Here is a 13267-nt window from a genome sequence, read left to right on the forward strand (position 1 = left end):
TTTATTGTGAAATATTAATGATGAAAAAATCTTTCCTCACGCTTGTTCTGTATTCGTCTTTACTTACTGCCAGCGAAATTGCCTATCGCTTTGTATTCGGAATTGAAACTCTGCCGGCGGCAAAAATTGCAGAAACGTTTGCGCTGACATTTGTGATTGCTGCGCTGTATCTGTTTGCGCGTTATAAGGCTTCACGGTTGCTGATTGCGTTGTTTTTTGCGCTCAGCATCATTGCCAACAATGTGCATTACGCGGTTTATCAAAGTTGGATAACGGGCATTAATTATTGGCTGATGCTGAAAGAGGTTACCGAAGTTGGCAGCGCGGGCGCGTCGATGTTGGATAAGTTGTGGCTGCCTGTGTTGTGGGGCGTGTTGGAAGTCGTGCTGTTTTGCAGCCTTGCCAAGTTCCGCCGTAAGACGCATTTTGCTGCCGATATTTTGTTTATTGCGGCGATGTTGCTGATTTTTGGACGTTCATTCAGTACGACGCAGGAACACGGTATTTCGCCCAAACCAACATACAGCCGCATCAAAGCCAATTATTTCAGCTTTGGCTATTTTATCGGACGCGTGTTGCCGTATCAGTTGTTTGATTTAAGCAAGATTCCTGTGTTCAAACAGTCTGCGCCAAGCAAAATCGGGCAGGGCAGTGTTCAAAATATCGTCCTGATTATGGGCGAAAGCGAAAGCGCGGCGCATTTGAAACTGTTTGGCTACGGGCGTGAGACTTCGCCGTTTTTGACCCAGCTTTCGCAAGCCGACTTTAAGCCGATTGTGAAACAAAGCTATTCTGCCGCTTTGATGACGGCTGTGTCCCTGCCCAGCTTTTTTAATGCGATACCGCATGCCAACGGCTATGAGCAAATCAGCAGCGGCGATACCAATATGTTCCGCCTCGCCAAAGAGCAGGGCTATGAAACGTATTTTTACAGTGCGCAGGCTGAAAACGAGATGGCGATTTTGAACTTAATCGGTAAGAAATGGATAGACCATCTGATTCAGCCGACGCAGCTTGGCTATGGCAACGGCGACAATATGCCTGATGAGAAGCTGCTGCCGTTGTTTGACAAAATCAATTTGCAGCAGGGCAAGCATTTTATTGTGTTGCACCAACGCGGTTCGCACGTCCCATACGGCGCATTGTTGCAGCCTCAAGATAAAGTATTCGGCGAGGCCAATATTGTGGATAAGTACGACAACACCATCCACAAAACCGACCAAATGATTCAAACCGTATTCGAGCAGCTGCAAAAGCAGCCTGACGGCAACTGGCTGTTTGCTATACCTCCGATCATGGTCAGTATGTGCGCCAAGATACCTACAATCAAGGCACGGTGCAGCCCGACAGCTATCTCGTGCCGCTGGTGTTGTACAGCCCGGATAAGGCCGTGCAACAGGCTGCCAACCAGGCTTTTGCACCTTGCGAGATTGCCTTCCATCAGCAGCTTTCAACGTTCCTGATTCACACGCTGGGCTACGATATGCCGGTTTCAGGTTGTAGTGAAGGCTCGGTAACGGGCAACCTGATTACAGGCGATGCAGGCAGCTTGAACATTCGCGACGGCAAGGCGGAGTATGTTTATCCGCAATAAGCGGCGTGAAAACCAATAAAGACAAATTTAGATGATGTCGGGGAAGATGCCCGACCGACAAGACTATGCAAAATATGAAAAACCAAGTACGCGGATCAGGCATGGATGCCCGATCCAACCCAGCCAATGTTTCAGACGGCCTGCAAAACAGTTCGGGCCATATCGGTGCCAACACGCGCTACCGCCTGACCAAGCTCGGCGAACAAATGGCACGCCTGCCCATCGACCCGAAAATCGCGCGCATTTTGTTGGCGGCGAAGAAACACGACTGCATGGCGGAAATACTGGTGATTGCGTCCGCGCTGTCGATTCAAGACCCGCGCGAGCGGCCGCTGGAGGCGCGCGATGCCGCGGCTAAGGCGCATGAACGCTTTACCGACAAGCAATCCGACTTTCTTGCCTATCTGAATATTTGGGACAGCTTCCAGCGCGAGCGCGACAAAGGTTTGTCCAACAAGCAGCTGGTGCAGTGGTGTCGTCAATATTTCCTGTCGCACCTGCGTATGCGCGAATGGCGCGAGCTACACCACCAGCTTGCCCAAACCGCGATTGAAATGGGTTTGACCACCAAAGAAGCCGCGTTTCGACAACCTCCTTCCCAAGAGCAATTAAGGCCGTCTGAAAGCCAAGGCGACCAAGATTTGGCGGCAAAGCTCAAACAAAAACAACTGGACAAGAAACAACACCGCGCCCAAATCCGTGCCGCCAAAGAAGCCGGCTACGAACAAATCCACCGCGCCCTGCTGACCGGCCTTATCGCCAACGTCGGCATGAAATCGCCCGATGGCAACGACTACACCGGCGCGCGCGGCAGCCGCTTCCACCTTTTCCCGGCATCAGCCCTGTTCAAAGCCAAGCCCAAATGGGTGATGGCGGCAGAATTGGTTGAAACCACGCGCCTTTACGCGCGTGACGTCGCCGTTATCCAGCCCGAATGGATAGAGCAGGAAGCGCCGCACCTCGTCCGCTACCATTATTTCGAGCCGCACTGGGAGCAAAAACGCGGCGAAGTCGTCGCCAGCGAACGCGTTACGCTTTACGGCCTGACCGCATTGCCGCGCCGCCTCGTGTCTTACGGCAAAGTTGCGCCCGAAGAAGCGCGCGAAATCTTTATCCGCGGCGCATTGGTGGCGCAGGAAAGCAATCTTCAGACGGCCTTTTTTGCCCACAATAAAAAGCTGATTAAAGAAATTACCGAACTCGAACACAAATCGCGCAAGCAAGACGTATTGGTCGATGACGAAGCCCTGTTTGCGTTTTATAACGAACGCCTGCCCGAGTTGGTGTGGAAAGACGCGAAAGGCGGCATTTGGGGAAGCGAAGAGGGCGGACAAACCCAGTCGGACAAGACAGCCGATCAAAACGGACAAGCAAACCGGCGCAACGCAGGACGCGTGGCGCAAGCCGCGCACGCAGATTCCAAAGATGAGAACAACCGCGAGCGTGAACCGAGTTCACATACCCGACAAAATGTTTCAGACGACCCTAAACCTAAAAAGCAGCCAGCATCTCAAAAAGGCCGTCTGAAACCTTTGCCTCTTGCCGATATCCGTACCTTTGAAGCCTGGCTCAAAACCGCCGAGCGCGACAATCCGCGCCTGCTGTTCCTCAGCCGCGACGATCTGATGCAACACGCCGCCGCGCACATTACCGAAGAGCAGTTCCCCAAATTCTGGCAAACCGCAGACGGCAAGTTCAAACTTTCCTACCGCTTCGAGCCGCACCATCCGCTCGACGGCGTGACCATGACTGTGCCGCTGACCGTCCTCAACCGCCTGCACGCGCCGTCGCTCGAATGGCTGGTGCCCGGTATGTTGCGCGAAAAAATCCAGCTGCTGATTAAAGCCCTGCCGAAGCAAATCCGCCGCATTTGCGTGCCCGTACCCGATTTCATCACCAAATTCCTCGAAAGCAATCCCGACCGCCAAGCGGCCATCATTCCCCAGTTGGCGCACTTTATCGCCAAAAGCGCCGGCGATATGCGGATTTTCGAGCAAATCGACCAAGACGCATGGGCGGCGCAAGAATTGCCCGAACACTGCTATCTGAATCTGCGCATTATCGACGATGGCGGACAAGAGCTTGCCGGCGGCCGCAAACTGCACGAATTGCAACAACAGCTCGGCCAAGCCGCCGCCGTTACCTTTCGCGACAACACCCAAGAATTCGAGCGCGACAACGTTACCACATGGGACATCGGCACCCTGCCCGAATCCATCAAATTCGCCCGTGGCAAACAACAGCTTACCGGCTACCTCGGCCTGCAAAAAGAAAAAGACGGCCGCATCGCCCTGCGCCTGTTCGACACGTCTGCCGCTGCCGAACAAGCCCACCGATTAGGCGTGATCGAACTCATGAAACTACAACTAAAAGAACAAGTTAAAGACCTGAATAAAGGCATCCAAGGCTTCACCCAAGCCGCCATGCTGCTCAAACACATCAACGCCGACACCCTGCGCGACGACCTCATCCAAGCCGTCTGTGACCGCGCCTTTATCGGCGAAGACGAGCTGCCGCGCAACGAAAAAGCTTTCAAAGAACAAATCAAACGCGCCCGCAGCCGCCTGCCCGCCGTCAAAGAAGCCCTCAGCCGCTACTTGCAGGAAACCGCCGCCGCCTACGCCGAACTCAACAGCAAACTCGGCAAACACCCGCTCACCCACCTCCTGCAACAACACCTGCAAACCCTGCTCGCCGCCGGCTTCGCCACCCGCACCCCGTGGGCACAATGGCCGCGCCTCCCCATCTATCTCAAAGCCATGACCCTGCGCCTCGAAAAATACAGCGGCAACCCCGCCCGCGACGCAGCCCGCGAAGCCGATATTCAAGAGCTGGAAAATATGTGGGCAGAGAAAGTGAATGCGCTGGTAAAACAAAGATTAACCGTTTCAGACGACCTTGCTGCGTTTCGTTGGCAGATTGAAGAACTGCGCGTATCATTGTTCGCTCAGGAGTTGAAAACACCGTATCCGGTATCAACTAAACGTTTATCAAAATATTTTGAAAAATATTAAAGGAGTAATTAAAAATATGGATGAAAAACAAACTGGTGCATGGCTAATTCATCATACACATAAGCTAAATGCAATTTCCAACGAACTACCAGAATATGAAGATATAAAAACTGCTGGAAAGGCTGGGATGTTATTATCTGCTATTTCAGCGACAGAGGAGCAAACTATTTCTATTAAAAACGCAAGACTTTTAGCTAATCTTGCTTCGATTTCTAAATTAGAGTTTGAACCAATTATTGAGATTTTAAAAAAGCAACAGCTTATTGATAGCAGTAATACTGAACTTAGAATTCTAGGCTTATCAAGCCATAGTATCTTACAGCACACTTCAGAAATTTTTCATAATAACCAACCTTCTAGCATTCAAATAGCTGCCCTGGAACTTGCAGAGGAAGCTTCTATCTCACCAAAGACAGAAAATGATGTTTTTGAAAAATTATCTGATGAATATAAGATTAGTACCAATGATGTTGAATGTTTATTAATTGATTCCAAGCAAATAGGTTTTGTTGATACCGAAATAATTGGCGATAACACATTATTTTTTAACGGTAATTTATTCAGAAGAAATGAGATTTCAAAAATATCCGCCGTACTACAAAGTTTAACCTCAGAAGAAGCAACAAAATTCAAAGAACTAAATGAGAAATTAGATCAATTTGGCTGTATATCTTTTAATGATATGAAGCAAATTTTAGGAGATTATTTATGCGAGAAAATTGTTTCTGTAGGCTTGATTGATGTTAGTTTTATTTCAAATGAAAAAGGACGTATTGGCTTTGTAACAAAACCATCAGCGTTTAATAAATTTGTTAGTCCTATGATTGATGATGTATTTGATTTAGCAAAGACATTTATTAGTGCATTGACTTATGGAATGAGAGAAAGTAATTATTCTAGAGGAAAAATTACTCAAGTGGATGCGTTATTAAGAAAGTTAATTGAAGGGAAAGAAGTTGGTCCAGTTAAGGCGATAGGCAATGACTATAGATTATTAGAATTTAAAGGAGTTATTAAAGTAATACCTACAAAGAATAATTATAATCAAGAAGTTTATAAAATGCGACTGTTAAAAAGGGAGGTAGGGGAGCTGGCGTTAGAAGTTCTGACTACGGGGTCTGCTAATGAATATTCTCTAAAATTATCTCAAAAAGACGAGGCTATTACTCAAAATACTATTAAACGATTTGATGCACCTGAAACAAATCGTGTATTAATGAGAAAGAAACAAATTGAGAATACTCCCAAAGCTACTAACGATATTTTGCTAAGTTTGAGAACAGGAAACTTGTAATGGCTACTAAGGGCATGAAAGCAGAAGAATTGCTAAGATATTATTTCTTAAAGTCAGGATATTTTGTTGTTAGAGGTGTTCCATATCAATATGATGGATTTGATATTACAGATATTGATCTGTTTTTATACGGGCGAACTTCTGCTTTCTCTAGAGAAAAAATTATTGTAGATATAAAAAATAAGAAAACACCACAAGCATTGGAGAGAATTTTTTGGACAAAAGGTTTACAACAGGCATTAGGTGTTGATAAAGCTATTGTTGCAACAACAGAAAATCGTCTTTCGATTGTTAAGTATGGGAAAGAGCAAAATGTTGTCGTGCTGAATAAAGATTTTTTAAGAAGGATTGATAAATACGAATCAGAATATAAGAATAATAGATTAACAGATGAAGAATTTTATAATTTAATCAATAGTTATTCATTACAAAGGTTAGATGGGGATTGGAAGGGAAAAATTCGTACTGCAAAAAAATTAATACCTCTTGGTATGAGTTTTGATCATATTAATCATTGGTTAGAAACCGCTAGATTTTTTGCGGAACAATCGATTACAAATATTCAATATGCAGAGATTTCTCTTAGATGTTTATATTTAATTTGTTCATTTATCTCAATTGGCATAGATTATAAAATGTTAGATGTTTCCTTTTCTGAAAGATCTGAAAAATTGAAATATTTAGATGAGGGGTTTAGATATGGATCATATGGAAGTGCTGGAATAAATAAGATAATTCAAACGTCTATTAAATTGGTGGATAGCATTCCAAATGGAGCAGGGATTGCTAATCAAATTAGAGAGCATCTTGAAACAGGTTTCAATGATGACAAGTTTGGAATATTATCTGATTATTTTTCTAGAATAGATGTTAGTAAAAATTTATTTCATTTAGCAAGAACTTTTGAGCAATTAGCCATGAGTAAGATATTTGTTCATCATTCATCAAATATAGATGTAAAAAGTATGTTATTTCTATTGCTAGATTTTTGGGGGATTTCCCGCACTAAATTTGAAAATACATCATTATAAAAAAACGCCCGCTTGGTCGGCAGCGTACTGCACCATGCGGCGGACTACGGCGATTACCCCTGCCACCGCGTGGTCAATGCGTCAGGGCGTTTGGTGCCGGGTTGGGCGGCGCAGCAAGCCGTAGCCTGCAACCGCGTGCGTGCCTTTGGGCACACACCCTACTTGCAATCCCACAAAACCCGTCTGTAGGGTGTGTGCGGTACGCACGCACGCGGTCTTTTTAAAATGTTCTTTCCAATCAAACCAAAGGCCGTCTGAAAGTACTATCCACCTTTCAGACGGCCTTTTTATATTCATATTTCTGTTTATTTTTCCAACCGTGCAATCAGTTCATCGGCCAAGTCGAGATAAGCCTGTGTGCCTTTGGCGTGGGCGTCGTAGGCGAGGGCGGGGAGGCCGTGGCTGGGGGCTTCGGCGAGGCGGATGTTGCGGGGGATGACGGTGTCGAAGAGTAGGTTGCCGAAGTGTTGTTTGAGCTGTTCGCTGACTTCGACGACGAGGCGGCTGCGGCTGTCGTACATGGTGCGGACGATGCCGGTTACGTCGAGGTCGGGGTTGATGGCTTGGCGGATTTTGCGGACGGTGGCCACTAAGTCGGAAATGCCTTCGAGGGCGTAGTATTCGCAAAGCATGGGGACGATGACGCCGTTGGCGGCGACCAGGCCGTTGAGGGTGAGCAGGGTTAGGGAAGGGGGGCAGTCGATGAGGACATAGTCGTAGTTGTCGGCAACGAGCTGCAGGGCGTTTTTGAGGCGGATTTCGCGTGCGATTTCTTGGACGAGTTCGACTTCTGCGCCGGCCAGTGTGCGGTTGGCGCCCAATACGTCGTAGCCGCCTTCTTTGCTGCGGACGACGGCGTTGGGGATGTCGGTTTCGCCGAGGACAACTTGGTAAACGCCGTTTTCGATGGTGGCTTTGTTGATGCCGCTGCCTGTGGTGGCGTTGCCTTGGGGGTCGAGGTCGACGACGAGGACGCGGCGGCCTTTGGAGGCTAGGGAGGCGGCTAAGTTGACGGTGGTGGTGGTTTTGCCGACTCCGCCTTTTTGGTTGGCGACGGCGAGGATTTGTGCGCTCATGTGCTTTGCTGTCGTGTTAAGTGTGGATGGCTGGATTGTACCGTTATTCGGTATGCTTGGGTTGTTTTCAGACGGCCTTTTTGCGGATGATGACGATATGGCGTTCGGCATTGAGTTGGGGGACGTACAATGCTTCGACTTTTTCGACGGCGACGCTTTCGGGCAGTTTGTCGATTTCTTCTTGTGGATATACGCCTTTCATGGCCGCCCAATAGCCGCCGTCTTTGAGGAGGTGCCCGGTCCAGTTGACGAAGTCGGCGAGTTCGGCAAAGGCGCGGCTGGTGATGACGTCGGCGCGGCAGTCGGCGGCGGCTTCTACGCGGCCGCTGATGACGCGGGCGTTTTTTAGGCCGAGTTCGATGACGGCTTGTTGCAGAAAGGCGGTTTTTTTGGTGTTGGCATCGAGGAGGGTGATGTCGAGGTCGGGACGGCAGATGGCGGTGGGTATGCCGGGCTGTCCGCCGCCGGAGCCGACGTCGAGCATGGTTTGCGCGTGTTCGATATAGGGCAGGAGGGTCAGGCTGTCGAGCAGATGATGGCTGACGGTTTGGGCAGGATCGCGCAGGGCGGTCAGGTTGTAGGTTTTGTTCCACTTTTGCAGCAGGGCGGCATAGTCTAGCAGTTTGGCTTGTTTGGCTTCGTCGATGTCCAAACCCAGTGCCTGTATGCCGTCGCGGAGCTGTTGCGCCTGATTCATTTGTTATTCCTTATTGGTTAAAACGCGTTGGATGTAATGGTAACGGAAAGCATGCCGTCTGAAAATGTTTGTGCTTGTTGAATCAACGTTTCATCTTGTGAAAGACGATGGGCTGTTCCGGTGCGCGCGTGAGCTGTTTGGGCAGGGTCAGCATGGCGATGGTCCATACGGAGAGGGTGTAGTAGAACACGCCTTGTCCGCGCATACCGGCCAATGCGGCATTGCCTAAGATAGCTTCAAAAATCAAACCTGCCGCCGCCGAGGTACACGCTGCGACACCGGCAAGGAAGATGGCATAACGCGAATGCCTGCGCATCATTTTTTTATACGCCAGCTTGGTCAGTCCACCGGCAATCGGCAGGTTGAGGAAGGCAAACATGCCGCAGACAAACCATGTAACGGAATCCTGCCAGCCGCTTTGCCATGCCCACGCGCCGTCTTTGACCGTGACTAGCAGCCCTTGGCCGTCTGAAAAGGCGATTTGCACGATATTGTGCAATATCATCGCCAGCGGCAGGGTGAGGAATATCAGTGCGACCAATAGGGGGCGGTAGGGCTTTTCTTGTGTCAGATACATGGCGGTTTGCCTTGTTGTGGGATAAGTCGAAATGATAGCAGATTGGCGGTTGATTCACGTTTGTTAGCGCTGAAATTGCTGACAAAAACGGTCAATTAAAAAAGAAATGAAAAATTCTTTTTTCTTGGCAAACGTTGGCGGATAAAGGTTAAAAAAACGTTTTCAGACGGCCTAATCTCTTATTTTTATATGAACCGAACAGAAAATCTTTGCATTTCTCCGTAAAATCTACTAAATTCTCAATAACATATTATAAAGACCTGAAATCTGGAACCCAAACCGAAACTGCCTTCCGCCATTTACGCTCGGAAACTCAGCAGGCAACAAAAGTTTCACACACAACAAAAATACAAAATAATTCCTATGAAATCAGTTGTTTATAATGATAGATAACCACAAGGCAAACCATGCCTGACTTTAGTAGGAGTAAAACCATGGCTGAAGCAACCGATGTCGTATTAGTAGGCGGCGGCATTATGAGCGCCACTTTGGGCGTATTGCTCAAAGAACTCGAACCATCTTGGGAAATCACCCTGATCGAACGCTTGGAAGATGTAGCGTTGGAATCATCAAATGCATGGAACAATGCCGGTACGGGACACTCTGCGCTGTGTGAATTGAACTATGCGCCCCTGACTGCCGACGGCACGATCGATCCGACCCGCGCCCTCAATATTGCCGAACAATTCCATATCAGCCGCCAGTTTTGGGCATCTTTGGTTGAAGAAGGCAAACTGGCCGACCGCTCTTTCATCAATTCCGTCCCCCACATGTCGCTGGTGATGAACGCCGATCATTGCGATTATCTGCAAAAACGTTTCGACGTGTTCAAAAACCAAAAACTCTTCGAAAAAATGGAGTTTTCTACCGACCGCGCCAAAATCGCCGAATGGGCGCCGCTGGTCATCAACGGCCGCGATGAAAACCAATCTATCGCCGCCAACTACTCCGCCGAAGGCACAGACGTCGATTTCGGCAGCCTGACCCGCCAGATGGTCAAATACTTGAGCGACAAAGGCGTAAAAATCAAATTTAACCGCCATGTCGATGACCTCAACCGCGAATCGGACGGCGCATGGGTGCTGAAAACCAGCAGCACCAAAGACGATGACGACCCGTTGACACTCCGCACCCGTTTCGTCTTCCTCGGCGCAGGCGGCGGCGCACTGACCCTGCTGCAAAAATCCGGTATCCCCGAAGGCAAAGGCTACGGCGGCTTTCCGGTTTCCGGCCTCTTCTTCCGCAACAGCAATCCCGAAACGGCCGCGCAACACAACGCCAAAGTGTACGGCCAAGCCTCCGTCGGCGCGCCCCCTATGTCCGTTCCGCATTTGGATACCCGCAACGTGGACGGCCAACGCCATTTGATGTTCGGCCCGTATGCAGGCTTCCGTCCCAACTTCCTCAAACAAGGCTCGCTCATGGATTTGCCGATGTCCATCCACATGGACAACCTCTACCCCATGCTCCGCGCCGGTTGGGCTAATATGCCGCTGACCAAATACCTCTTGGGCGAATTGCGTAAAACCAAAGAAGAACGCTTCACTTCGCTCTTAGAGTATTATCCGGAAGCCAATCCTGACGATTGGGAACTGATTACCGCCGGTCAACGCGTACAAATCATCAAAAAAGACCCGAAAAAAGGCGGCGTACTCCAATTCGGTACCGAAATCGTCGCCCATGCCGACGGCTCGCTGGCCGCATTGTTGGGCGCGTCCCCAGGTGCATCAACCGCCGTACCTTTGATGATTAAGCTGATCAACCAATGCTTCCCAGATCATGCCGAATCATGGTCAGGCCGTCTGAAAGAATTGGTGCCCGGCTACGGTATCAAGCTGAACGACAATCCGACTTTGGCGGACGAAATCATCAGCCACAACGCGTCCGTTTTGGGCATCCACCACTAATTGAAGCAAGCACAAAGGCGGGCATTCTTGCCCGCCTTTTTTCAAACCATTAAAATAACGGCATTCAGGCCGTCTGAAACCTAATCGGCAACGGCATGTTGCACGATTCAAACCCGAAAATCAGCCCAGTAGAAAAACGCCATGACCGATATTCTCAACAAAATCCTTGCCACCAAAGCAGAAGAAGTGGCCGCCCAAAAAGCCGCCGTTTCCTTGGAAGACATCAAAGCCCAAGCGCAGGCAGCCGCGCCGGTTCGCAGCTTTATCGGCTCGATCCGTGCAAAACACGCGCAAAACCTGCCCGCCATTATTGCCGAAGTCAAAAAAGCCAGCCCGAGCAAAGGCCTGATCCGCCCTGATTTTCATCCTGCCGAAATTGCCGCCGCCTATGAAAAAGCCGGCGCGGCCTGCTTGTCCGTGTTGACGGACGAACCTTACTTCCAAGGCTCGCCCGAATATTTGAAACAGGCGCGTGCGGCTGTGGCGCTGCCGGTCTTGCGTAAAGATTTCATCATCGACGAATACCAAATCTATCAGGCGCGCGCGTGGGGTGCGGATGCAATTCTCCTGATTGCCGCCGCATTGGAAGCCGGGCAGCTTGAGCGTTTTGAAGCCGTTGCCCACGAATTGGGCATGACCGTATTGTTGGAATTGCACGATGCGTCCGAGCTGGAAAAATGCCGCAACATGACCACGCCGTTGTGGGGCGTCAACAACCGCAACCTGCGTACGTTTGAAGTGACCCTGCAACAAACCCTTGACCTCTTGCCCGAATTAAACGGCAAAACCGTTGTCACCGAAAGTGGCATCCGCAACAAAGAAGACGTCGATTTCATGCGCGGCCACGGCGTGCATACTTTCCTGATCGGCGAAACCTTTATGCGTGCCGACGACATCGAAGCCGAAGTTAAAAAACTGTTCTAAACCCTAAAAAACATCAGGCCGTCTGAATTTTCAGACGGCCTGAATCCATTGGAGACGAGAAAAAATGTTTACCGTACAGCGCATTTACGCCTATCAACCCGATTCTAAACAAACCGCCGTCTTTATTGACCGCCTCTATCCGCGCGGCGTCCATAAAGAAGTTTTCGCCACTACGCTTTGGCTGAAAGACATTACACCCAGCGCAAACCTGCGCCGCTGGTATCATGAAAATCCGGCTCAAAATTTTGACGGTTTTGTCAGCCGTTATCACGAAGAGCTGCAAGGCGATGCCGAGCAGGCCGCCATCAAGCGGCTGCTGGATTTGGAAAAACAGCATGGCAATATCTTGTTGCTGACCGCCGTCAAAGACCCCCGACATTCCCACGTCTCCGCACTGGCTCAATTTTTGGGTGCAACGTTTGAATATCGCGATTAAAAAACAGTATTTGCACCGGATACAAAAAGGCCGTCTGAAAACAAGGTTTCAGACGGCCTGCTATTTTCAAATCAAGAAGGATAACGGTGTGCCACCAATTTTCCGTCTATGTATTCGCCGATATAGACTTGCGAGGCTTCAAGGTGGAGGCGGTCGAGTTCTTGTTGCAGCCACTCTTCGTCACGCTTAATGATTTCGAGGATGTCGGGGTCGACTTGGCCGTCTGTAATCAGCGGATAGCGCAGGCTTTCGTCGCCGTACTTAATGACGGCGAGCTGGCCGTTTTGTTCCATCACGGCGCGTTTGACGGCAGAGATTTCGTAGATGCCGGCGGCGCGGAGTTTGAACATGAGGTCGTGCGCGCTGATGCCGTTTTTCATACATTCTTCTGCTTGGACTTCGCCGTTGACGATGATCCAAACGGATTTACCGTCAATCACGGATTTGACCCAGTGGTTGTGGTTTTTGATGAATTTCAGACTCAAGACCAACAACGTCCACAAAATCAGTACGAGGAAAAATTGCAACAGGCCGACGCTGTCGCTGTAAATCAGGCCGCCGATGATGCCGCCGAGTACAAAGTTTTGTACTTGATCCATGGCGGAGGTCGGCGCGAGGTTGCCTTTGCCTAAGAGGTTGATTTGCAAAATCAAACCTAAAAAACCCATCAGCAGTTTGAGGGCGAGCAGGGAGTATGCTTCCATGTGTGTGTATCCT

11 protein-coding genes and 1 pseudogene are annotated in these 13267 nt (G+C 49.4%); 8 read left to right on the forward strand and 4 right to left on the reverse strand.

Annotated features, from left to right (window positions below):
• The first annotated feature begins 17 nt into the window (after nucleotides 1-17).
• From lpt3 to HMPREF2871_RS12065, 5 genes and pseudogenes are all read left to right on the forward strand, one after another.
• A pseudogene (gene lpt3, locus HMPREF2871_RS03555) lies at nucleotides 18-1594 on the forward strand (lipooligosaccharide phosphoethanolamine transferase).
• A gap of 65 nt (nucleotides 1595-1659) precedes the next feature.
• Nucleotides 1660-4608, forward strand: a complete 2949-nt coding sequence (locus HMPREF2871_RS03560) for a DUF3418 domain-containing protein (protein WP_065424124.1) — start codon at nucleotides 1660-1662, stop codon at nucleotides 4606-4608.
• Nucleotides 4609-4624: 16 nt separating this feature from the next.
• Nucleotides 4625-5902, forward strand: a complete 1278-nt coding sequence (locus tag HMPREF2871_RS03565; protein WP_049343718.1) for a hypothetical protein — start codon at nucleotides 4625-4627, stop codon at nucleotides 5900-5902.
• Entirely contained in the window at nucleotides 5902-6933 is a 1032-nt protein-coding gene (locus HMPREF2871_RS03570) for a hypothetical protein (protein WP_049343719.1), read from the forward strand. The genes HMPREF2871_RS03565 and HMPREF2871_RS03570 overlap by 1 nt, the downstream gene beginning before the upstream one ends.
• Before the next feature lie 12 nt (nucleotides 6934-6945).
• Nucleotides 6946-7122: an MGMT family protein gene (locus tag HMPREF2871_RS12065; RefSeq protein WP_239665340.1), complete on the forward strand. Its 177-nt coding sequence runs from the start codon at nucleotides 6946-6948 to the stop codon at nucleotides 7120-7122.
• A gap of 116 nt (nucleotides 7123-7238) precedes the next feature.
• Here the strand turns inward: HMPREF2871_RS12065 and HMPREF2871_RS03580 are convergent, their stop codons facing one another.
• The 3 genes from HMPREF2871_RS03580 to HMPREF2871_RS03590 form a co-directional block, all read right to left on the reverse strand.
• Nucleotides 7239-8009 carry a ParA family protein gene (locus tag HMPREF2871_RS03580; protein WP_003681348.1) on the reverse strand — a complete coding sequence of 257 codons (771 nt, stop codon included), beginning with the start codon at nucleotides 8007-8009 and terminating at the stop codon, nucleotides 7239-7241.
• 67 nt (nucleotides 8010-8076) lie between these two features.
• The gene (rsmG, locus tag HMPREF2871_RS03585) at nucleotides 8077-8706 is read right to left on the reverse strand and encodes a 16S rRNA (guanine(527)-N(7))-methyltransferase RsmG (RefSeq protein WP_049343721.1); all 630 of its coding nucleotides are present in this window, start codon (nucleotides 8704-8706) and stop codon (nucleotides 8077-8079) included.
• A gap of 82 nt (nucleotides 8707-8788) precedes the next feature.
• A complete protein-coding gene (locus HMPREF2871_RS03590) occupies nucleotides 8789-9283 on the reverse strand; it encodes a hypothetical protein (RefSeq protein WP_049343723.1) in 495 nt (164 codons plus the stop codon).
• 434 nt (nucleotides 9284-9717) lie between these two features.
• Between HMPREF2871_RS03590 and HMPREF2871_RS03595 the strand changes: the two genes are divergently transcribed.
• The 3 genes from HMPREF2871_RS03595 to HMPREF2871_RS03605 all read left to right on the forward strand — a co-directional run bounded on the left by HMPREF2871_RS03595 (nucleotide 9718) and on the right by HMPREF2871_RS03605 (nucleotide 12550).
• A complete protein-coding gene (locus HMPREF2871_RS03595) occupies nucleotides 9718-11190 on the forward strand; it encodes a malate:quinone oxidoreductase (RefSeq protein WP_049343725.1) in 1473 nt (490 codons plus the stop codon).
• Nucleotides 11191-11331: 141 nt separating this feature from the next.
• On the forward strand, nucleotides 11332-12114 hold the full coding sequence (gene trpC, locus HMPREF2871_RS03600) for an indole-3-glycerol phosphate synthase TrpC (RefSeq protein WP_070461250.1): 783 nt from the start codon (nucleotides 11332-11334) through the stop codon (nucleotides 12112-12114).
• Between the two features lie 64 nt (nucleotides 12115-12178).
• A complete protein-coding gene (locus tag HMPREF2871_RS03605) occupies nucleotides 12179-12550 on the forward strand; it encodes a DUF488 domain-containing protein (RefSeq protein WP_049343727.1) in 372 nt (123 codons plus the stop codon).
• Nucleotides 12551-12621: 71 nt separating this feature from the next.
• Here HMPREF2871_RS03605 and HMPREF2871_RS03610 read toward each other — a convergent pair whose 3' ends face one another.
• Nucleotides 12622-13254, reverse strand: a complete 633-nt coding sequence (locus tag HMPREF2871_RS03610) for a DUF421 domain-containing protein (RefSeq protein WP_049343728.1) — start codon at nucleotides 13252-13254, stop codon at nucleotides 12622-12624.
• Nucleotides 13255-13267 lie beyond the last annotated feature (13 nt).

Source organism: Neisseria sp. HMSC067G12 (genome assembly GCF_001812725.1).
Classification (GTDB): domain Bacteria; phylum Pseudomonadota; class Gammaproteobacteria; order Burkholderiales; family Neisseriaceae; genus Neisseria; species Neisseria perflava.